General features: G+C 70.6%; 20 protein-coding genes. All 20 read right to left on the reverse strand.

Annotated features, from left to right (window positions below):
- Positions 1-25: 25 nt before the first annotated feature.
- Genes J8I33_RS19040 through J8I33_RS19135 form a run of 20 tightly spaced genes read right to left on the reverse strand, consistent with a single transcriptional unit; the run spans position 26 to position 21,475 of the window.
- Entirely contained in the window at positions 26-1,105 is a 1,080-nt protein-coding gene (locus tag J8I33_RS19040; RefSeq protein WP_124555099.1) for an ABC transporter permease, read from the reverse strand.
- Entirely contained in the window at positions 1,098-2,111 is a 1,014-nt protein-coding gene (locus J8I33_RS19045) for an ABC transporter ATP-binding protein (RefSeq protein WP_209938649.1), read from the reverse strand. The genes J8I33_RS19040 and J8I33_RS19045 overlap by 8 nt, the downstream gene beginning before the upstream one ends.
- Positions 2,112-2,122: 11 nt before the next feature.
- Positions 2,123-3,196 carry a TauD/TfdA family dioxygenase gene (locus J8I33_RS19050; protein WP_050013584.1) on the reverse strand — a complete coding sequence of 358 codons (1,074 nt, stop codon included), beginning with the start codon at positions 3,194-3,196 and terminating at the stop codon, positions 2,123-2,125.
- Between the two features lie 3 nt (positions 3,197-3,199).
- Positions 3,200-3,862 carry a class I SAM-dependent methyltransferase gene (locus J8I33_RS19055; RefSeq protein WP_069619832.1) on the reverse strand — a complete coding sequence of 221 codons (663 nt, stop codon included), beginning with the start codon at positions 3,860-3,862 and terminating at the stop codon, positions 3,200-3,202.
- A 28-nt stretch (positions 3,863-3,890) separates the two neighbouring features.
- Positions 3,891-5,138: a citrate/2-methylcitrate synthase gene (locus J8I33_RS19060; RefSeq protein WP_209938651.1), complete on the reverse strand. Its 1,248-nt coding sequence runs from the start codon at positions 5,136-5,138 to the stop codon at positions 3,891-3,893.
- A 1-nt stretch (position 5,139) separates the two neighbouring features.
- Entirely contained in the window at positions 5,140-6,990 is a 1,851-nt protein-coding gene (locus J8I33_RS19065; protein WP_050013581.1) for an acyl-CoA dehydrogenase, read from the reverse strand.
- On the reverse strand, positions 6,990-8,084 hold the full coding sequence (locus J8I33_RS19070; RefSeq protein WP_050013580.1) for a hypothetical protein: 1,095 nt from the start codon (positions 8,082-8,084) through the stop codon (positions 6,990-6,992). Before J8I33_RS19070 ends, J8I33_RS19065 begins: the two co-directional genes overlap by 1 nt.
- Positions 8,081-9,670 carry an acyl-CoA ligase (AMP-forming), exosortase A system-associated gene (locus tag J8I33_RS19075; RefSeq protein WP_209938653.1) on the reverse strand — a complete coding sequence of 530 codons (1,590 nt, stop codon included), beginning with the start codon at positions 9,668-9,670 and terminating at the stop codon, positions 8,081-8,083. The genes J8I33_RS19070 and J8I33_RS19075 overlap by 4 nt, the downstream gene beginning before the upstream one ends.
- A 16-nt stretch (positions 9,671-9,686) precedes the next feature.
- Positions 9,687-10,862: a PLP-dependent decarboxylase gene (locus J8I33_RS19080; protein WP_209938659.1), complete on the reverse strand. Its 1,176-nt coding sequence runs from the start codon at positions 10,860-10,862 to the stop codon at positions 9,687-9,689.
- On the reverse strand, positions 10,852-11,841 hold the full coding sequence (locus J8I33_RS19085) for a 3-oxoacyl-ACP synthase (RefSeq protein ID WP_050013577.1): 990 nt from the start codon (positions 11,839-11,841) through the stop codon (positions 10,852-10,854). The genes J8I33_RS19080 and J8I33_RS19085 overlap by 11 nt, the downstream gene beginning before the upstream one ends.
- 1 nt (position 11,842) lies before the next feature.
- Complete coding sequence (locus J8I33_RS19090) at positions 11,843-12,826, reverse strand: ferritin-like domain-containing protein (RefSeq protein ID WP_050013576.1); 984 nt, start codon at positions 12,824-12,826, stop codon at positions 11,843-11,845.
- Positions 12,826-13,452, reverse strand: a complete 627-nt coding sequence (locus J8I33_RS19095; RefSeq protein WP_050013575.1) for a hypothetical protein — start codon at positions 13,450-13,452, stop codon at positions 12,826-12,828. Before J8I33_RS19095 ends, J8I33_RS19090 begins: the two co-directional genes overlap by 1 nt.
- A 1-nt stretch (position 13,453) precedes the next feature.
- Positions 13,454-14,329, reverse strand: coding sequence for a hypothetical protein (locus J8I33_RS19100; protein WP_209938662.1), 876 nt, complete (start codon positions 14,327-14,329; stop codon positions 13,454-13,456).
- A gap of 7 nt (positions 14,330-14,336) precedes the next feature.
- Positions 14,337-14,591, reverse strand: a complete 255-nt coding sequence (locus J8I33_RS19105; RefSeq protein ID WP_006481176.1) for an acyl carrier protein — start codon at positions 14,589-14,591, stop codon at positions 14,337-14,339.
- 58 nt (positions 14,592-14,649) lie between these two features.
- Entirely contained in the window at positions 14,650-15,735 is a 1,086-nt protein-coding gene (locus tag J8I33_RS19110; RefSeq protein ID WP_124555090.1) for a hypothetical protein, read from the reverse strand.
- Positions 15,736-15,748: 13 nt separating this feature from the next.
- Positions 15,749-17,086, reverse strand: a complete 1,338-nt coding sequence (locus tag J8I33_RS19115) for a hypothetical protein (protein WP_209938663.1) — start codon at positions 17,084-17,086, stop codon at positions 15,749-15,751.
- Positions 17,076-17,819 carry an outer membrane lipoprotein-sorting protein gene (locus tag J8I33_RS19120; RefSeq protein WP_124555088.1) on the reverse strand — a complete coding sequence of 248 codons (744 nt, stop codon included), beginning with the start codon at positions 17,817-17,819 and terminating at the stop codon, positions 17,076-17,078. The genes J8I33_RS19115 and J8I33_RS19120 overlap by 11 nt, the downstream gene beginning before the upstream one ends.
- A complete protein-coding gene (locus J8I33_RS19125; RefSeq protein ID WP_209924216.1) occupies positions 17,816-19,033 on the reverse strand; it encodes an ABC transporter permease in 1,218 nt (405 codons plus the stop codon). The genes J8I33_RS19120 and J8I33_RS19125 overlap by 4 nt, the downstream gene beginning before the upstream one ends.
- Entirely contained in the window at positions 19,005-19,715 is a 711-nt protein-coding gene (locus tag J8I33_RS19130) for an ABC transporter ATP-binding protein (protein ID WP_209938665.1), read from the reverse strand. The genes J8I33_RS19125 and J8I33_RS19130 overlap by 29 nt, the downstream gene beginning before the upstream one ends.
- Positions 19,712-21,475 (reverse strand): fatty acyl-AMP ligase, encoded by a 1,764-nt coding sequence (locus tag J8I33_RS19135; RefSeq protein ID WP_348636019.1) that lies wholly within the window; start codon positions 21,473-21,475, stop codon positions 19,712-19,714. Before J8I33_RS19135 ends, J8I33_RS19130 begins: the two co-directional genes overlap by 4 nt.
- Positions 21,476-21,843 lie beyond the last annotated feature (368 nt).

The raw sequence follows: 21,843 nt of genomic DNA on the forward strand, positions 1-21,843 counted from the left end.
TTCGTCGAAACAGCGTGGCGACGCGTCACGCGTCGTGCCAGCGGAACAGCCGCGCGGCGGCGAACAGGAACAGCGCGGTGCACGCGGCCATGCCGAGCAGTTGCGGCGCGAGCTGCGCGTACGGCGCGCCGTCGACCAGCGCGCCGCGCAGCGCGACCGCGAACTGGTTGGTCGGCAGGAACGCGAGCCCCGCCTTCAGCCACGCGGGCGCGTCGTGCATCGGGATCGTCAGGTCGCTGAAGAACAGCAGCGGGTAATACGTGACGTTGCACGCGAGTTCGGCCGCCGCGAGCGAGCGGGTGCGGCTCGCCAGCAGCACGCCGATGCTCAGCACCATCGCCGCGCCGAGCAGCACGATCGGCAACGCGCGCAGCCCGTCCGGCGTCGCGATCGGCAGCGCGATGCCGAACGCGACGCGCGCGACCGTCAGCAGCACGAGCGCCGACAGCGCCATCATCGCCATCCGCGCGACGATCAGCGCGGCGAGGAACACGCCGCGCGACACCGGGAAGCACACGTAGAGCTTGAACGTATTGCGCTCGCGCAGCGCGGCGATCGCGGTGGTCGTCGAATTGAGGCCGATCGCCATGAACGCCATCACCAGGATGCCGGTCGCGAAGAATGCGCCATAGTCGAACGGGCGGCGCGTGGGGGCGGCGTTCTCGAAGCGCGCCTGCGCGGCCGGCAGCCCGAGCTGCTGCGCGGCGCAGCGCGCGAGCGCGATCTCGACGACGCGCGACGCGGCCTTTACCGCGAGCGAGCCGTTGAAGTCGTAGCGGATCGTCGCCGGCGTGCGTTCGTCCGCGCCGAGCACGACGGTCACGCGGTCGGCCGGCGCGCCGCGCCCGCCGAAGGTCGCCTTCACCGTGTCGCTGTGCGACAGGCTGGCGACGATCTGCGCCTGGCACGCCTGGTTGTACGGTGTCGCGCCGCCGGGCAGGTCGAACGCGAGGTCGGCCGTGCCGAGCGAGCCCGAGCCGCCGAACGCGAACAGCATCACGCTCAGCAGGAACACCGGGAACACGAGCGTCCAGAACAGCGACGAGCGACTGCGCAGATAGCCGAGCAGCTCGTTGCGCACGAGGATCAGGAACACCTTAGTCATGGGTCGGGCCCTCGGTGCACAGGCGCAGCAGGTCGCCCGGCGTGCTCGGCGCGAGCGCGAGATGCTGGATGCCCTGTTCGCCGACGATCCGGTGCACGTTCGGATGCAGCGTCGCATCGCCGAACGCCTCGACCACATGCGCGGCCGATACGCGCACGCCGGTCACGCCGGGCAGCGCCGCGAGCCGCTTGCGCAGCGCGCGCGCGTCGGCTTCGTCGCGGCAATGCAGGACCGCGCGCGCATCGCCGACGAGCCTGGCGCGCAGCGTGTCCTGGTCGCCCTGGTAGCGCACGCCGCCGTCGCGCACCCACACGAGATCGTCGACCACGCTCAGCTCTTCGTCGGAATGGCAGATCATCGCGACGCTCGTGCCGCTCGCGCGATGGCGCAGGAGGTCGATCACGACGCCCGCATAGCGGCGGTCGAGCCCCGTGAACGGCTCGTCGAGCACGGCCAGCTCCGGCCGGTGCGCGAGCGCGACGTACAGGTCCACGCGCTGGCGCTGCCCCTTCGACAGCGCGCGGCACGGCTTGTCGAGCAGTTCGGCGATGCCGAGCGCGTCGGTGATCGCCGCATCGGTGTGCGCGTACATCGCGCGGTGCAGCGCGACGATCTCCGACACACGCAGATGGTCCGGATACTCGACCTTCTGCAATTGCGCGCCGAGCCGCCGCAGCGACCGCGAATCGCGCATGAAGCGTTCGGCCGGCACGTCGAGCACGCGCACGTCGCTGCCGCCGCGCCGGAAGCCGAGCAGCGTCTCGAGCAGCGTGGTCTTGCCCGAGCCGTTCGGCCCCACGATCGCGGTGATCGCGCCGAGCCGGAACCGCACGTGGCGCGCGGACAAGCGAAAGTCGCCGGCCGCGACGTCGATCGCGCGCGCGCCGAGCGCCGCGCCCGGCGCATGCGCGTCGGGCAGCGGCGGCGTGCCCGCGCGCTGCGGCCGGTCGAACGCGGTGGGCGGGCCGAACATCGCGCGCACGGACGCAAGAAACGAAACGCTCATCGTCGGCATCCTCAGTCGAACAGCATGACCTGCGTGTCGCGCGCGCCCCGGTACGGGTTGCGGCCGTGCGCGACCAGCATGTTGTCGACGACGAGCACGTCGCCGGCCTGCCACGGGAACGCGCATTCCTCGTCGTCGAGCGCGTCGTAGATCGCCGCCAGATCGTCGAACGGCATCGGCGCGCCGTCGCCGTAGCGGATCTCGTACGGGAACGCAGCGCGCGCGCCGTAGATGCGCTGCAGGTAGCGATAGCTGAGCTCGCCCATCGAACGCGGGTTCGGGTGCTGCGCGCTCGCCTGGTTGAACCACACCGTCTCGCCGGTGCGCGGATGCGTGCGCAGCGCGCTGCCGACGTGCGACACGGTCACGCTGCCGTCGTCGAGCCAGCGGCAGCCGACGCCGCGTTCCGCACACAGCCGTTCGACCTCGTCGCGCGCCGTCGTGCCGAACGCGTCGTCCCACGGCCGGTGGTACGCGGCGAACGGCAGGTTCGGGTTCGCGGCGAGGCCGTCCGCGCGGTCGCCCGGCGCCGCGAAATTGCGCAGATACATCACGCCGCGCTCGGCGAACCGCGCGCGCAGCGCGGCCGGCACGCGCGCGGTCACGCGCCGCATGTCGCAGATCGGCGTTTCGCCGCCCGCGTCGGCCGGTTGCCGGCAGTAGAACGCGACGAGGCGCGGGAACGCGGGCATGTAGGCCATCTCCTGATGCAGCCCGATCCTGAACGGCGGCGGCATGCGGGTCGATTCATAGACCTGGCCGTCGATCTGCCGGCGCGGGGCGGCGCCGGCCGTATAACCGTTCGCGTGCGCCGGATACAGCGCGCCGAGGCGGCCGAACGCGGCGGTGTCGGGCACCGCGAAGCCGCGCCACAGCAGCGCGCCGCATGCGTCGAGCAGCGTGTCGATCGTGTCGAGCCGCGAGCGGTACCACGCGACGAACATCTCCGGCGACGTCGCGAGTTCGGCGCTGCGCGGCGTCACGCACAGCGGCAGCGTCGCGCCGGGCGCGACCGGCGCGCACTGCACGTCGTCGGCGCCGAGCCGCACGGCCGCATGCGCGGCGAGGAAGGCGAGATCGGTCATCGCTCAGGCCAGCGCCGGTTTCTTCAGCAGGATTTCGAAGCCCAGCGCGCCGAGCCCCATGCTCGGGCTGTAGATCGACGCAACGGCAGTCAGGCCGGCTTCGGCCACCAGCGCATGCGCTTCGTCGAGCGTGATCTTTTCCTCGACGTGGGTCGGCGGATAGTCGGCGGCCGCGCGCATCTCGGTGAAGCGGTCGAGCAGGTGCTGCGGCGCGTCGCGGCGCATGTCGTGCACGAGCGCGATGCCGCCCGGCTCCAGCACGCGATACATCTCGGTCAGGCTGAGCGCCTTGTCGGGCAGGTGGTGCAGCGTCGCGCGGCCGACCGCCATCGTCAGCGTGCCGTCGTCGAACGGCAGCGCGAGCGCGTCGCCGACGCGCATCTCGATCGTGTCGTCGAGCCCCAGTTCGCGGATGCGCGGGCGGCCTTCGTCGAGCATCGCCGGATCGAGGTCGATGCCGACGTAGCGCCAGCCGCGCATCGCCGGATCGGTCGCGAGCCGCACCGGCACGACGCCGGTGGCCGTGCCGATATCGGCGATCGTGCCGGCCGTCATCCCGCGCGCGAGCTGGCGGATGCGACTGATGAACAGCAGGTCCCACGGTTCGAGCGTTTCGGTGGCGAAGCGATCGTAGTCGTTCGCCGGGCGCAGGTTCTTGAGCAGCATGACGTTCCTTGTGCGAAAGGGTGAGGGTTCACAGCCAGCCGACCGGCACGGCGGCCAGCAGCCGTCGCGCGGTCGCGCTGTTGACGCCGAACGCCGGGCGGCGGCGCCGTTCCACGGCATGCGCGGCCATCGCCGCGATGCGCGCGCCGAGCCCGACGCCGACGCCCCATGACGGCGCGGCGACGCCGAGTTCGAGCAGCGTCGCGGCGGTCAGGAAATCGATGTTCGGCCGCAGCGCGCGGCGCGCGTCGGCCTGCGCGCAGCACGCGTCGAACAGCGTCATGTATCGGCCGTCGAAGCGTGCTTCCGTCAACCGGCCACGTATGTGCGGCGGACGCGGATCGGCGACGAACAGCGGATGACCGAAGCCGTACAGCGTACGTTTCGCGTCGACCGCCGCGTCGATCGCCGCGCGCCCGGCCGTATCGAGCGCCGCGGCCCGCGCACCGGCGCCGCCCGGCACCGACTGCGCGAGCGCGGCGAGCCACTGCATCGCTTCGAGCGCCGCGCCGACGTGCGACGGCCCGCTCGCGAGAAAGCCGGATGCGACGGCCTGGGTCAGCGTGACGCCGGTGCCGATCGCGACGCGCGGCGCGAGCACGGTCGGCGTGATGTAGCCGAAGCCCGCGTGCCACGCGACGAGCAGCATGTCCATCGCCGCTTGCGCCGGTGCGTCGCGGCGCGTCGCGCCGGTCAGCACGAGCATGCGTTGCGCGTGCGTCTGCGCTGCGTCGAGCGCCGTGCTGCCAGCGCCCGCGCCTGCCGCGAACGGCCGGCCCTCGATCGCCGCATGCAGTAGGAACGGTGCGGCGGCCGCGCATCGCAGCATCGTGTCGAGATCGGCATCGTCCGGCGCCGCGCCATGTACGCGTGCGGTCACGTCGTCGAGGCCGCGCAGCAGGCCGGACGCGGCCGCGAATACCGGCGCGACGCCGGCCGCGCCGAGCTCGGCCGCGACCGACTGCGCGACCGAGCCGGGCGCCAGTGCGTCGGCGAACGCGGCGAGCCGCGCGCCGATCGTCGCCTCGTGCGCGCGATGGTCGGCGCTGCCGGGCGCGACGTCGAACCACAGATGCGCGAGCGCGCCTTCGAACGTCGTCGCGCCGATCAGCGCGTTCAGGTCGAGATCGCGCACGCGCAGCGCTTCGGGGTCGAGCGTCGCGCCGTCGATGTCGGTGCCGCGATGGCGCGTCGCCGGGCGGCCGAGCAGGTTGCGCGGCGCATCGTCGGTCGCGGTGATGGTGGCGGAGGTGCCGGAATCGAGCGTCGTGTCCATGTCATTCCACCGCGGCGAGTTCGTCGCTGCTGACGCTGATCGCCGCGTGCGCCATCGCGGCGATCACGGCCGCATGCTGGTCGACGACGGGCACCACGTTCGCGAAGTAGTAGCGCGCGCTTTTCAGCTTGCCGCGATAGAACGCGAGTTCGGCCGGCGCGTCGGCCGTTTCCGGCGCATCGAGCCGGCGCGCGGCGATCGTCGCCGATTCGAGCAGCACCCATGCCGACGTGACCACGCCGAACATCTCCAGAAAGCGCGTGTAGAACTGGCTGCTGCGATGCGTATGGCCGTCCTGCACGTCGCGCGCGATGTCGTCGAGCGCGGCGGCGATGCGGTCGGCGCCCGCGCGCAGCGCATCGAACAGCGGCCGCAATTCCACATGCGTGCCGGGTTGATGCTGCTGCGCGAGGAACGCGTCGAGTTCGTCGCGGTAGTACTGGATCAGCCGCGAATGGCGGCCGAAGCCGAGCTTGTCGCGCACGAGATCCTGCGCCTGGATGTAGTTCGTGCCTTCCCAGATCGACAGGATCTTTACGTCGCGCGCGTTCTGCTCGACCGGGCTCGCATCGGTATAGCCGAGCCCGCCGTGCACCTGGATCGCCGTTTCGCAGATCCGCCACGCCTGATCGGAGATGAACGCCTTGCAGATCGGCGTCAGCAGCAGTTGCAGCTTGCGATGACGCTCGATCTCGGCCGGGTCGGCGTCCGGCGTCGCCTCGAGCATCGCCGCGCGCGTCGCGGTCGCCGCGAGCTTGCCGAGCAGGCCGCGGCAGCCGTCGACGCGGCTTTTCATGTCGACCAGCATGCGCTGCACGTCCGCGTGCTCGACGATCGCGACGCGTGCCGCGTTCGTGTTCGACGCGCGCTCGATCGGCCGGCCCTGCAGCCGGCGGCCCGCATACTCGACCGCGTGCAGGTACGCGCTCGACGCGACGCCGACGCCGAACATCCCGGTGCTCATCCGCGCCTGGTTCATCAGCGGCATCAGCTGCAGCAGGCCGACGTTGCGGCGGCCGCCGAGCAGCCAGCCTTTCGTCGTGCCGTTCGAGCCGAACACGAGATGGGTGTTCGCGCAGCCCTTGAGCCCCATCTTGCGCGGCAGGCCGATGCAGTCGACGTGGTTCGGCTGCAACTCGCCGGTGGTTTCGTCGGGCCAGAAGCGCGGCACGACGAGGCACGACAGCGAGAACGAATCCGGCGACGCGGTGTCGACGCGCCCGAGCACGAAGTACAGCGTGTTTTCCGTCAGCTCGTGCATGCCGGCCGAGATATAGACCTTCTCGCCGTCGATCGCGTAGATGTCGCGTTCGAGCGGCGTCGCGCGCAGCGCGACCGCGGTCAGGTCGGTGCCGGCCTGCGGTTCGGTCGCGCAGAAGCACGCATCCCAGCGGTATGCTTCGAGCGGCGCGATCAGCGCCTTCTGGTGCGGCGTGCCGTGCATCTGCAGCAGCTTGACCGCGGGGCGCGTGAAGCCGCCGTACGTCATGAACGACGGGTTCGCGCCCATGAACATCTCGTAGATCATCTGCGTGACGATCGGCGGCAGCCCGTGCGCGGTGCCGAACAGCGTGTTCGACCACTCGTCGCGAAAGCGCGCCCACAACGCGTGGAAATGCGAAGGAATCCGTACCTGGCCGTCGTCGAGCAGCGTGCAGCCCTCGACGTCCGCCTGCTGGTAGCTGCGGCCGAGGTCGAGCGCGAAATCGCGTGCGCGTTCGAGGAGCGCATCGATCGACGCGCGATCGTGCGTGCCGTACAGGCCGTGTTCCGACAGGAACCGCTTGTCGGCCTCGAACAGTTCCCACAGAAAGAAGCGCAGCTCGCGCAGGCTGACCTTGTAGGCGCTCATCATGCATCTCCTTCGATATCGAGTGCGGCGTCGAGCCCGCCGGCCAGGTCGACGACGGCTGCTGCCGCCGCGCCATGCAGCGCTGCATCCCATACGAGCACCGTGCGGCGTTCGCCTTCGTCGAGCGCGCCCGCGAGCCGGATCAGCGCGGCGGCCGATTCGGCCGACGACAGATGGCCCGACCCGTCGTGCTGGATGCGCGCGGGGACCGGAATCGACGCGGCGTCGGCCACGCGCGCCGCGAAGCCGGGATCGAAGCCGGGCGGCACGCACCAGTCGATCTGGTTCGCACGCAGGTTGGCCTGGTCGAGCGCGCGGCGGATCGCGCGCGCGGCGACCGGCGCGAGCGTGTCGCGCAGCGTGGCCGGCGCATCGGCCCACGGATCGGCGATCGACGGCCCGAATTCGAGCGCGACGGACCGCACGCCGCCCCACGCGGCCGGCTCGGGCGACGGGCCTGCGCGCGACACGAGCAGCGCGGCGGCCGCGTCGCCGTAGCCGACCAGGTCGCCGAACTGGCGGAAGAACGGGTAGAGCCACTTGTCGCTGAGGATCACGAGCGCCTGGTCGCCTTCGTCGCGCAGCAGGCCGTCGAGCAGCATCAGCGCCGAATACCAGCCGAGCGTGCCGTTCTGGCCGAGCGCGAACGGCGTCACGCGCTGCAGCCCGAGTTCGTACTGCATGCGGCCGACGACCGAGTCGCCGATGCCTTCGTTGAGCGCGCAACTGGCGACGATCACATGCGTCGTGCGGGCCAGCGCGCCGGAGCCGAGCTGGTCGCGCAGGTCGAGCGCGGCATCGGCGGCGAGATCGGCGAGGCTGCGCCCGGGCGGCGCGACGCGCAGCGCGGGCCGGCCGCCCGGCGCGAGACGCGTGCCTTCGTCGGGCGTCAGCGCGCCCAGGCCGCGCGGCCGCGCAAAGCGCGCCTGCGGCAGCAGCAGGTGCCGGTAGCCGGGATGGCGTTCCTGCGCCTGGATCGCACTGAACACGACGGCGGGCGGCAGCACCACGACGCCGCCGGACAGCGCGAGCATGCCGGGCGCGGCGACGCGCGGCGCGCCGACACAGGTTTCATCGAGCGTCGACAGGGTCATGCGGCGGTCTCCTCGAGGTTCGGGCGCGCGAACGCGTCGCGATACTGCGCTTTCAGCGCCGGTCGGTCGATCTTGCCGTTCGGGTTGCGCGGCAACGCGGGCAGCGGCTCGACGACGAGCGGGTTCATGTAGGTGGGCAACGCGTCGCGGCATGCGCGGGCGATGTCGGCGCGGCACGCGTCGGCGTCGAGCGTCGACACGACGCACGCGGCGATCGCCTCGCCGAGCGCCGGGTGCGGGACGCCGAATACGGCAGCCTCGCGGATGTGCGGCAGCGCGAACAGCACGTCCTCGACCTCGGTCGGGCTCACGCGATAGCCGGACGTCTTGATCATGTCGTCGCCGCGCGCGACGAAGTACAGGTAGCCGTCCGCGTCGCGCCGCACGATGTCGCCGGACCACACGGCGACGTCCGGGCGGGGGATTTCGCCGTGGCGGCGCGGCAGCGGCCGAAAGCGCTGCGCGGTCAGCTCCGGCCGGTTCCAGTAGCCGAGCGTGACGAACGCGCCGCGATGCACGAGTTCGCCGGGCTCGTCGGCCGCGCATTCGCTGCCGTCCGCGCGCAGCACGAGGATCTCCGCGTTCGGCACGGCCTTGCCGATCGACGTCGGGCGCAGCGCCGCGTCCGCGGGCGGCAGGTAGGTCGAGCGGAACGCTTCGGTCAGCCCGTACATCAGGTACGGCGACGCCTGCGTGAACAGCGCTTGCAGGCGATGCAGCAGCGGCGTCGCGAGATGGCCGCCGGTGTTCGCGAAGCGGCGGACCCGCGTGCGTGTGCTGTCGCTCCAGCCGGCCGACGTCAGCTGCATCCACAGCGGCGGCACGCCGGTGATCGACGTGACGCCGAACGCTTCGCAATGGCGCGGCACTTCGGCCGGCTGCAGGAAGTCGAGCGGCGTGTAGCACGCGCCGGACGCGAGCGCGCTCGTCAGTTGGCTCAGGCCCGCGTCGAAGCTGAGCGGCAGCACGCCGAGCACGACGTCGTCTTCGGCGAGATGCTGGTACGCGGCGACGCTGAACGCGCCCGATACCAGGTTGCGATGCGACACGACGACGCCTTTTGGCTTGCCGGTCGAGCCCGACGTGTAGAGCAGCGCGGCCGGATCGTCGTCGACCGGGCGGCCGAAGGGGGGCGCTGCCGATGCCGACGCCGGCGCGTCGGTGTCGGCCGCTTCGATCGCATCGGCCAATTCCTCGATCAGCAGCGTGCGTTCGCCGACGAGCGCGGCGAGTGTTGGCAGGCGCTTGAGCCGCTGCGCGCCGGTCACGAACAGCGCGGCGCCGCTGTCGGCGACGATGTGTTCGATCTGCGCTTCCTTCAACTGCGGATTGACCGGCACGAAGATCGCGCCGAGTGCGTTGGCCGCGAGCATCGCGACCACGGTTTCGATGCGCTTCGGCGCGTAGATCGCGACGCGTTCGCCGGGTCGCACGCCGCGCGAGGCGAGCGCGGCGGCGGCGCGCCGGACCGCGCGCGCGAGCTGGTCGTAAGTCAGGGTGCCGCCGCCGTCGGCATACGCCGGACGATGCGGCCAGCGCTCGGCGCCGTGTTCGAGCAGGTCGGCGATGCTGATCAATGCGTTCATGATCGGCTCCTCGGGTTCAGGTCGGCCGCACGTACACGTGCGCGGCTTCGTGGGACAGGAAATGCGCCATCGAGTACGTGCGGTGATACGCGCCGCAGCGTTCGAACACCGCGATGTCGCCGACCTGGGGCGGCGCGCCCGTGTCGTCGCGGCCGATCACGTCCGCGCGGCTGCAGGTGCTGCCGACGTAGAGCGTCGGCACGCCACGGGGCGGCGGCGCGGGCGTGCGGCGCACGAGCGACGGCGCGGCCAGGCGGCGCATCATCGTTTCGGTCTGCGCGAGCAGGAACGCATGCGACAGCCCGCCGTCGCAGACCGCGATCGTGCGGTCCTGCCACGTCTTGACCGCGACGACGCGCGTCGCGAACACGCCCGCATCCGCGAAGATCGCGCGGCCCGATTCGTGGGCGAGCGAATACTGGCCGGCGAGCGGCGCGAGCGCGGCGGCATAGCGTTCGAACGCGGCATCGCCCGGATGATCGTCGGCGAAACCGCCGCCGAGGCTCAGCGACGCGAGCGGCGCACCGTTGGCCGGTGCGAGATCGCGCGCCAGCGCCGCGAGCCGTTCGGGCAACACGAGCGTGTCCGGCTGCGTCGGGTCCTGGCGGATGAACGAATGCGGGCCGGAGAACACATGCAGCCCGGCGACGGGCAGGCCGGCGGCCGCGAGCGTGCGCACCGCGTCGTGCGCCTCGTTCGGCGTCATCCCGAAGTGGTCGTGCCATAGCGCCCGCGCGTGTTCACCTGCCAGCGCGCCGGCGTTCACGCGCAGCAGCACGGCGCCCGGCGTGCTGCCGCCGGCCGCCGCTTCGCGGGCGAGCGGCACGAAGCGCGCGACCGCGTCCGGGTTGTCGAGCACGAAATGGCAGCGCGACGCGAGCCCCGCGCGCATGAACATCTCGTCCATCGACGGATTGTTCAGGTAGCGCGGCGTCTTGATCCGGCCGATCACCGCGTCGAGTTCGCCGCGGCTCGCGAGTTCGACGCCGTCCTCGTACGCATGCGCGCAACGCGCGAGCATGTCCTGGTTCGGATTCGCCTTCAGCGACACGATCAGCCGCGTGCCGAGTCGCGCCTTCAGCGACCGGTAGCGGGCGATCGCGACCTCGGGCTCGTACACGTAGCACGGCGTGCGCAGATCGGCGATCCACGCCTGATCGGCGGCGGCGGGAAGCGGGCGCTCAGGCGTCATGGCGGCTCACCGGATGGAGCGTGGCGGCCGCATACGCGCCGCAGTTCGACTGCATCACGCCGAGCACGCGCCGGCCGTGCGCGACCGCATCGAGCCCGACGTCGGCCAGGTTGATCGGGAAATCCGAACAGCACGCGTGGCCGCGCGCATGGATGTTGTCCGCATAGAGCCGCTCGGCCGGCACGCGCATCGCGCGGCACAGCGCGCTCCAGCCGGGCAGGTCGGCGTTGTGCGGCAGCACGAGGTCGTATGCGTCGAGCGCATGCGGCTCGAGCGCGACGGCCGCGTCGATCGCACGGCGCGTGTACGGCCACTCCATCATGATCAGGTCGGCCTCGTTCGCGGCGACCGTGTCAGACCCGCGATGCCATTTCGCATGCGTTTCGATCGCGATGCCGCCGAGCCGGTTCTTCGTGCTGTTGCGCGCGATCAGCATCGCGGCCGCGCCGTCGCACTGCACGCCCGTCATCTGCCGCATCCGGTAATCCTCGCCGTACACGCGGTCGGACGACACGACGAGCGCCGCGTCGATCTGCGGATGGCGGCGCATCAGCGCGCGCACGGTTTCGATGCCGGCCGCGACCGATACGCAATTCAGTTGCGCGACGGAGCCGAGCCACAGCGGCTCGATGCCGAAGCGCGCGGCCACTTCGTGCGGCAGGCTGCGCGGCGCGGGCGGCACGCTGAACTGCTGCGTGTGCACGTGCACGATCGCGCCGACGTCGGACGGAGGCACGCGCGCGGTATCGAGCAGCCGGCCGACCGCCGCGATCGCGAGATCGGTCTCGCTCGTGTCGAGCGCCATGTGGAAATAGCGGCTGCCCGACTGCGCGATCGCGGCCGCCCGCTGGGCTGGATAGTCGCGTTCGGCGGCCCAGGCTTCGATATCGACGGGCGGGCCCGGCAGCTCGTAGGCCACCGCGTCGATGCCGATCCAGAAGCCGGCGTCGCGGGATGCGGGGGAGGAGGGCATCGTCATGTCAGTTGAGCGGCATCGCCGCGTAGTCGAGGACGTCGAGCTTTTCGAAGGTCGCCTGCACGGTCGGCGTGAGCAGGCCCATCTCGCGGATCGTCGGCACCAGGCGCCGGAAGATCGAGCGGCGGATCGAGCTCGATACCGGCGACTCGCGCACCATCGCGCTGCATTCGCGCTTGGACAGTCCCATCGGCTCCCAGATGTCGTCCGCGCACAGATGCTCGTACAGCACGGCCGCGCCTTCGCAGATGAATTCCTCGCGCTCGCGCAGCTCGTGCGAACTCATCTCCGCGTACACGCGGCACAGCGTGATCCGGCCGACCGCGAAGTGACGCGCTTCGTCGCGCTGGATCCGCAGGAACAGGTCCTTGATGAACGGGTCGGTGCTGTACGCGACGACGCTCTGGAAGATCGACAGCGCGATGCCCTCGACCAGCACCTGCATCCCGAGGTTCGTCATGTCGAGCGCGCTGCTCGTGATCGTGTCGTGCAGCAGCCCCTTCAGCGAGCGGCTCATCGGGTAGCTGACGTCGAGCTTCTCGTTGACGAGCTTCGCGTACGCCTCGACGTGGCGCGCTTCGTCCATCATCTGCGCGGCCGCGCACAGCCGCGCGCTCAGGCCGTTCTCGGCCGACGCGAGCTTCGACGCGCAGATCAGCGCAGCCTGCTCGCCGTGCAGGATCTGCGACAGCAGCCAGCCCTGCGCGTGGTGGCGTACCTCGCGCTTGTCGGCGTCGGCCAGCTTGCCCCACAGTTCGGTGCCATAGATCAGCAGCGTCGGGTCGGGCATGCCGAGCGGGTTCGCCGGGTCGAGGTCGTGGCGCCAGTCGACGTCGGTCGCGACGTCCCACTGCGCGGCCTTAGCCTTCTCGTACAGCCGGTTCAGCGCCTCTTCGCGCAGCGCGTAGTCGTTCGACATCAGCGCATCGACGGGCATCGACCAGCGGATATCGGCCGTGTCCTGCATCACGGTAAGCGTGTCGTTCATCAGGGTCTCCCCGGCCGCGCGGCGGCGCCGGAATGATGGGCGGAATCGGTGAATGGGGCGGCGCGCGACGCGCCAGGGTGCGGCTCGAGCCGGATCGCGAACGCCGGCCACGCGCCGCGCAGTTGCGCGTCGAACGCATCGGCGAGCCGCGCGGGCCAGATCGCGCAGCACACGCGGTTGTCGCCGGCGAATTCCGCATCGCGCAGGATGCGGTCGCCGATCCAGACGACCGGCGCGCCGCGCGCGGCATCGCGCAAGGCTTCGTCGTACAGGTGCACGCCGAGCAGCACGTGCGGCGCGAGCAGTTCGGCCGGCAGCGCGCCGAAATACGGCGCGCACACTTCGATGAACAGGCGCGCGTCCGGGTGCACCGCGTCGCGAATCCGCGCGGTGATTTCCGCGAGGAATGCGAAATACTGCACGTGGTCGAGCAGCACGCGGCGTTCGCCGTCGGCCGCGTCCGACGTATTGCCCGCGTCGTACGCATCGCCGGCCGCTTCCGCGAGCGCGGCGCGTGCGTAGTCGGTGGGCGTGTCGAGCGGCATCCGGTATGCGCTGGCCGCGACCGCGACCGGCTGGCGCGCATCGCGCTCGATCCGGTAGGTGAAGTGAACGGGTCGCACCATGTCACGCCTCGCCGTCGAGAGAGAACGTCGCGTCCGGCGCGAACGCGACGTCCGCGATCGCGTAATAGCCGTTCAGCGCGAGCGAGCAGACGGCCGCGCGGCGCGGCGTGTCGCCGTCGCGGTGCGCGAGCAGCACCGACAGCCACGGGTCGCTGCCGAACGCATGGCCGAACACGCCGTGGCCGTCCGGCAGCAGCGGCGTCTTGCCGACCGACGCGAGCAGCGCGCGTCGCGACGTCGCCGGAAAGAACGGCAACGCCGCGTGCAGGCCCGGGCGCGCCGCGCAGAACGTGCGGATGTCGCGGCCGAGCCGCACGACCGCGCTGGACGGCGGCGCGGCGTCGGCGATCACCGACTGCGCCGGTTCGCGGCCGACGTCGACGAGCAGCGTGCAGACGCCGAAGCCCGAGCGCCCCCATGCGGGATTGCCGTGCCAGTACGTATAGCCGTGCACGTCGATGTCGACGATCTGCAGCAGCAGCGTGCGCGGCCCGGTCTCGGCCGCGGTCGCGAGCGTGCGGCGCAGCACGTAGCCCCAGCCCGCGCATTCGTACGAGCAGGTCATCCAGTCGGGCGTGTAGTCGTTCGCGCCGGCCAGCGCCTGCGCGAACACGCGATGCTGCGGCGAATCGTTCATCAGCAGCATCGACAGGATCGTCGAGCTGACCACGTAGTCGTCCGCGCCGACCGCGCCGCACAGCCGCTCGCGCTCGGCGCACGCGAGCGTGCCGATCGCGTGCGCCGTGTCGTCGAGCGGCACCGCCGCGCCGTCGCGCGACGGCGCGACGCGCCGGTACGCGAGCGCCTGCACGGTCAGCGCGGTCGCCGGGGCCGGCTCGACGGCGGCGGTCGCCACGGGGGCAAGGGGCGCGAGCATCGCCGTATCAGGCCGCGTGCTGCTGGCTGCGCAGTTGCGCGTCGAGCTGCTGCAGCGTCGTGTACTGCGTGATGTTCAGCGCTTCCGGATCGATCGAACCGTAAAGCTGTTCGCAGAACACGATCAGCTCGACGATGTTCAGCGAATCGATGCCGAGTTCGCCGATGCCGGCGTCCGTGTCGACGGTTTCGACGTTGAGGATCTTCGCGACTTCGCGGGACAGGATGTCGAGCGCGTCGGCCGGAACGTTCTGGGTCGTCATGAGGGGAGCTCCTGGAGTTGAGTTGAATGGATCGGGATCGATCGGCCTGTCGCGTGGATCAACTGCCGGCTTCGCAGCGCAGGCTCTTGCGAAGCTCGTGATAACAACGGTACGAACTGCCTTCCATCTTCGAAAACGCCAGCAGGTCGCGCTGGTCGTCGAACAGCGGCACCTTGCCGTCGCGCACGAGCGCGCTCAGGAACTCGTTCGACAGCAGCTTGATCGCGAGCACGCGCTGCACCTTGCCGAAGCTGTAGTGCGCGTCGTCGGTCTGGGTGCGCGCGGCGTCCGCGATGAAGCGGTGCACGGCGCGCGCGTCGGCATCGAGTTCGACGCGGCCGGTCCGTTCGAGCCAGCCGACGTGCGCCATCAGCGCGCGGACGAAGTACGGTCGCACCACGGTCAGGTATTTGTTGAAGACGGTCGGCCCGCCGATCCGCAGCCGATCCTCGGCGGCGACGCGCACCTGGCCGCCGACGTTTGCGAGCTGCAGGTTGCCCGCGAGGAACGGTGCACCGCAGGTCGTGCGTTTCAGTTTCCGATACTCGTCGGGCCACACGAGATAGGCGGCCGGGAACATCACGCCCGGCAGGCGCGCGGCGACGACGGCCATGCAGTCGCGATGCGCCTCGATGCCCCATACCTTGTCGACGGTCAGCGCGAGCCCGTTGTCGTCGCTACGCACGACGGTGCGCCAGGCGGCCAGCGTCGGGCCGCCACCGTCGCTCATCAGGAACGCGAAGTTGTGGCCGGCGTCGATGCACGCGCATGCACGGCGGTTCTGGTCGTCGGAGAAGAACAGCCCGAACATGATGCGGATGAATGCGCGCATGAACGGCTTGAACAGGTGATGAAACCCTTCGCGGTCGATCTGCTCGAGAAGCGCTTCGGTGAGCGGCGCCTCGTCGTGCCGCAGCGGTGTCGACGCGGACGCGTCGGGCAGCACGTCCGGCGTGGCGGCGCGCAGCGCGATCACCATCTCGCTGTCGAGCAGCCGCACGGCGGCGGCTTCGACGAGCCGGGCCGCCGCGCGCGGCGGCGTGCCGATCGCGTCGAGGTGGCGCAGCACCGGATACGCAGCCTGGTCGGCCACGCGCAGCAGCAGCGGCGGTGCGATCGGGGCGGGGGCGGAAAGCGTGGACATGGCAGGGTTCCTGTCAGAAACGCACGCGCACGGCGGCGTCGATGCGGGTGCCGAGGCCGACCATCCGGTACTCGGACTGGCTGTCGGAGAAGGCGTGGGTGAGCGCGACATCGACGCTCACGCGTTTGTTCACGTCGGCGACGACCTGCGCGATCGCGAGCAGGCCCTTGTCCTGCGGCGAATAGACGCCGCGCAGCGAATACTCGACGCGGCCGACCTTCTTGCCGAGCCGCGCGAACAGGTAGTCGCGCAGGCTGCCGTCGACGCTCACGAAGTTGGCCGTGCCGCCGAGGCCGGCCAGCGCGGCGTTGGGCGCGACGGGCAGCAGCGCGTTGTTCGCCTGCACCGCGCCGACCATTCGGCGCCACTGGCTCGCGTCGTAACGCGCTTCGTCGTGCGACCACTCGACGATCAGCGACAGATTGCCGGGCAGCGCGCTCTGCATGCCGACCGCGCCGCGCCACATGTACTGGCGATCGTTGCGGCGATCGACGGTGTCGTACGCGGCGGCCGAATCGAGCGGCGTGCCGTTCGCGATGAACGCGGGCAGCGGCCGCGTCGTGCCGCGCTCGAGCCACGCGCTCGCATAGACGGTGTTCGAGCGCGCGACGTCGAACGACAGCGTCGCGCCCGCGCCGCCGCGGCCCGCGTGACGGCCCGCGAGCAGCGCGGCCGAGCCGCCCGACCCGTTGTACGCGCCGCGCACGAGTTGCGTCGCGCCCTGCACGTCGCGGTTGTCGACGTCGTTGCGCAACGTGCGGTTCTCGCCGGCGATGAACTGCAGCGTGGTCTGTTCGCCGGCCCATTTCGCTTCGACGAGCGGCGTGCCTTCGACGTCGCCGTAGCGATCGTAGATGTCGGCCGTCGCGGCCCGCTTCTGGAAGAAGCCGAGCGGGAAGAACGCCTGCGACGTGTCGAGCGTATCGATCCGCTTGCCGGCCGTCAGCGTGATGCCGTTGTCGAACGCGTAGCGCACGCCCGCTTCGTTGAAGCGGCTCGCCTGCGCGCCGAGCGAATGGTTGCTGGCGACGACGCGCGCGTTCACGAACAGGTTCTCGCCGTCGATGCGTGCGAGCAGGCCGGCTTCCTGCTGGTTGCGCGGCGAATCGCCGATCAGGCGGCCGAGCAGCGCGCGGCCGTCCATGCTGTCGACGGAGCGCGCGTAGCCGATACCGTTGAGCGTGCCGAGCTGATCCATCAGCGATGCTCCGTGCGCGAGCGTGCAACCGAGCGCGAGCGGGATTGCGAGCGCGACGCCGGGCCAGCCGCGGGGCGTGCGGTTTGCGCGGTCGGGCGACGAACGGAGGCGGTCACGATGAGCGTCGGCATCGGCGGCGTACTCACTGGCCATCGGCGAGCGTGTCGGGATTGAACCAGCCCGACGGAATCGTGCGCGGTTGGCCGTCGAGGATGTCGACGACGCTCGCGCGCTGCTTCTCGACCTCGTTGCGATACGTGATCTTGCGGATCACCTTGCGGCCGTTCGCGTCGACCGGAGCCGAAAAGTCGGCGCTGCGAAACAGCAGGCCGCTCGCCAGGAAGAACTGCGCGCGCACCGGCACGTCGGTGTCGGGCGTCACCCACAGCTTGATCGTCGGGTACACGTTGTCGGGATCGGTCGCGCTCAGGTCGAGCTCGGTGGCCGGCTTGCCGGCGATCGGCGTCGTGCCCGGCACGGCCGTCGCGCGATAGCTGTCCGCCCAGTGCGTGCGCGTGATATCGCTGATCACGACTTCCCCTTGCAGCCGCTGCATCCCGTTGATGCGCACCGCGCTGCGCGTGTTCGGCACGTAGAACCAGTGCCCGCGCGTCGTCGCGAGGTATTTCTGGCCGTCGTTCTCGCCGCTGCGCGTCAGCGCGAGCGTGTCGCCGTTGCCGCGCGTGTAGACGAGATAGCGCGTCGCGTCGCCGGCTTGTCCGCCGACCTCGTTGGTGATCCGGATGTTCGTCTGCGTATCGGCGGCCGTGCTGCGGTATGCGTCGGCACGGGCGAGCATGGTCTGGGCCGTCGGCGTGTCGGCCGCGTGCGCGGCGAGCGGCACGCACGCGACGAGCGCGGCGAACGTAAGGCGAATGCGGTTCATGGGGCGAGTCCTTCGAGGATGTTGCGTTTCGCGAGCCCGATCGTCGCGAGCAGCGCCGCGGCCACGCCGAGCACGACGAACGCGGCTTCGACGGCGGCCACGGCGACGGGCGATACGGCGAATTCGAGCAGGATCGGTTTCACGCGGCCGGGCGGCGCGGGCAGGTGGATCTGCGCGTGATTGAGCGCGACCATCGTCAACAGCGCGAGCGCGATGCCGGCGGCCGCGCCGAGCAGGCCGAGCAGCGCGGTTTCCTGGATCAGCACGCCGCGCACCGTCGCGGCCGGCACGCCGAGCGCGCGCAGCGTCGAGATCTCGCGGCGCCGCTCGACGATGCTCATCAAAATCCAGTTGCTCATCGACAGCAGGATCGTCGCGCACAGAATCGCGCCGAACACCGAGAACTGGTTCTTGTACAGCGCGACGACCTGGTGATAGAGCGACACGAGCTGGTCCCAGGTCCGCACGTCGAGCGTCGGCAGCGCGGTGCGCAGCGTCGCAGCGGCGGCCGTCGTGCCGGCGGTGTCCTCGAGGAACACCGCGATGCGCGACGCGCGGTCGGTGCGCAGCAGCGCCTGCGCGGCCGTAAACGTCACGTTGACGATCCGTTCGTCGACGTCCTTGTTGCCGGTGCTCATCACGCCGACGATCTGCGCGTCGGTCGCGTTGATGCCGCCGTGCGCGGTCGACGCCATCAGCTGCACGACCGAGCCGACGTGCACGCCGAGCTTGCGTGCGAGTTCGGCGCCGACGACGACTTCGGTCCCCGCGTTCGTCGGCGACAGATAGCGGCCCGACAGTACCGTGTGATAGTCGAAGAAGCCGGGCGGCTCGCGGTTCGGTTCGATTCCTTCGCCGACGAAGCCGTAGCTGAGATCGCCGTTCGATACGAGCCCGTCGAAGTCGATGCCGCGCGCGGTCGTCGCGACGCCGGGCACCTTTGCAATCGCCTGCGTGGCGGCGGCCTGTTCGTCGGCGGTCAGCCCGTATTGCAGCGGCCGTTCGCCGATCAGGTCGAGGTAGCCGTGATGCAGCACCTGCACGTGGCCGACGCCGCTGTCGATCGACCCTTCGCGCACGGCATCGAACGTCGCGATCACGTAGCCGAGCGCGAGGCTCGACGCGAACGCGGCGACGCCGATCATCGCCATCGTCAGCACGGTGCGGCGCCGGTTGCGCCAGAGGTTACGCCACGCAAACGTCGACCAGTTCACGATTCACTCCCGGTACGCCGTCGCGCATCTCGATGCGGCGCGGCAGGTGCGCGCACAGACGATCGTCGTGCGACGCAATCAGAAAGGCGGTGCCCAGCGTGCGATTGGTGTCGAGGATCAGCTCGGCGACCGCCCGCGCATTCGTGCTGTCGAGGCTCGCGGTCGGCTCGTCCGCGATCACGATCGCCGGCTCCTTGGCGAGTGCGCGGGCCAGGGCGACGCGCTGCTGTTCGCCGCCGGACAGCTCGCCGGGGCGATGTCGTTCGCGCGCGGCGAGCCCCACCGCGTCGAGCATCGCGCGCGCGCGTTCGCGCCGCGTGCGCGGCGTGCCCCACGCGAAGCAGCCGAGCTCGACGTTCTCGAGCGCCGATATCACCGGTATCAGGTTGAACTGCTGGAATACGAAGCCGATGCGTTCGCGGCGAATCCGTTCGAGCGTGTCCGGCGCATCGTCGATGCGGCGGCCTTCGAGCCAGCGTTCGCCGCTCGTCGGCAGGTCGAGAAAGCCGGCGAGGTTGAGCAGCGTGCTTTTGCCGCTGCCCGACGGACCGACGAGCGCGACGACGTCGCGCCGGGCGATCGAGATCGTCGCGTCGCGCACCGCGACGACGCGGCCCGCGCCTTCGTACGTGCGTGTGACGTCGCGCAGCTCGAGCACCGGGGCCAGGGGCGCGGCCGTCATGCGAATGCTCCCTGGCCCGCTTCGACGGCAACCGGTGCTGCGATGACGGGCAGCGCGCCGTTCGCATAGAGATCGCGACACTTCACGCGCTGCAGCTTGCCGCTCGTCGTGCGCGGCAGCGAGCCGGACTCGACGAAACACAGATCCTGCGCGGCGAAGCCGATGCGCGACGCGAGCAGCTGCTGGCACTCGGTGCGGGTTTGCGGCGTCGCGTCGATGGGCCGCGCCTCGATCGCGACGACCAGCCGCTCGGTGCCGGTTTCGGGATCGGGCAGCCCGAACGCGATGCACGTGCTCTTGCGCAGCGCGCTGTGCGACGCCAGCGCTTCCTCGATCTCGTGCGGGAAATAGTTGCTGCCGCGAATGATGATGACTTCCTTCTTGCGGCCGAGGATATGCAGCTGGCCGTCCGCGACGTAGCCGATGTCGCCCGTGCGGAACCAGCCGTCGGCCGTCAGCGGCGCGGCGATCGTGCCGTCGTCGGGGTTCAGGTAGCCGAGCATCACCGACGTGCCGCGGATCGCGACTTCGCCGACCGCGCGGTTCGCCAGCGCGTGGTCGCCGTCGTCGAGGATGCGGAACGCCATCCCGTCGATCGGCGTGCCCATCGCGAGCACCGTTTCGGTGTCCGTCTCGCGACCGTCGTTCGCGGCGGCCGGCTGCGCGTCGCGGCGCTCGATCAGCGCGCGCCGGTCGAGCGTGTCGGCGATCACGTACGGCGCGCCGTCGACCGCGCCTTCGTGCCACGCGCGATGCATCGATACCGCGAGCGTCGATTCGGCCATCCCGTAGCACGGTTGCAGCGCCGATGCCGCCAGGCCGTACGGCGCGAACGTCGCGGCGAAATCGCGCAGCGTCGCGTCGTCGACGCGTTCGCCGCCGATGAAGATGTTGCGGCACGCGGACAGATCGACGCCGTTCATCGCGGCCGCATTGAAGCGGCGCACGCAGTAGCGCAGCGCGAAGGTCGGCACCGACGTCGTCGTCGCGCGCGCCGACGCGATGCGCTTCAACCAGCCGAGCGGATTCCGGATGAAGCTGTTCGGCTGCATTATCAGCAGCGGCGCGCGGTAATGCAGGTTCGACAGCAGCGTGAGCAGCCCCATGTCGTGATAGAGCGGCAGCCACGACGCGGTGCCGTCGCCGGCCGCGATATCGAAGCGCACCGAGCCGCCGATGCCGAGCACGTTCGCGATCACGTTCTCGTGGCTGAGCACCGCGGCCTTCGGATGCGACGTCGAACCGGACGTGAGCTGCACATGATGCGGATCGCTGCCGCTCTTCGCGCTGATCAGTGCGCGCGCGCCGGCGTCGGCGGCATTCGACAGCGTCGCGAGATCGACCACGCGCGTTGAGGCCGCGGGAAACGCGTCGTCGCGCCACGCCGCGGCCTGCGCATCCGCGGCGACGACGATGCGCGGCCGGTACAGCTCGCACGCGACGTCGATCACCTGCCGTCCGGCCGCCGCGCGCCGTGCGGGAACGGGCACGGTGCAGGGCAGCGCACCGGTCATCACGCAGGCCATCATCGCGACCGCATGTTCGACCGACGCGGGCAGCGCCAGCATCACCAGATCGTTCTCGCGCACACCGAGCTCGCGCAGCGCGCCGGCCTGATGAAACACCGCTTCCGCGAAGCGCCGGTACGTGACGCCGGCTTCGTTGCCCGCATCGTCGACGAACGTCATGCGATGCATGGCGCCCGCGACGTCCTCGAGCGATTCGATCAGGCGATGAATGGTCGATGCGTACTTCGTCACGAGGATTCTCCCGTTGCGGAACACGGCCGCTCGCGCCACGGTGCCGGCGGCGCCGTGCGTCGAGTGAGGTGGATTCTTGCCGGATCGATCGGCCGCGACAAACGGAATCTATGCAGGCTATGCATGAGCGGAGCGCATCCACTCGGGGCAGCGCACATTCGTTATCAGCGTGAACGATGAATACGCGCTAGGTGACTGGTCTGTCTCATTCGACCGGTCGTCTAGTTCACGATGTGGTGCGCTCATGCGCAGGCGTCATGCAATGCGTTCGGAAAATTCGTTTGTCCGAAACATCGACTCACAGAAGAATTGCATCCCGGCAGCGCGCCAGCGCCGCCGCGTCATCGTGCCGGGCGGGGCCCGGCTCA

Origin of the sequence: Burkholderia sp. AcTa6-5 (assembly GCF_017815075.1) — a bacterium.
Taxonomy (GTDB): Bacteria; Pseudomonadota; Gammaproteobacteria; order Burkholderiales; family Burkholderiaceae; genus Burkholderia; species Burkholderia sola.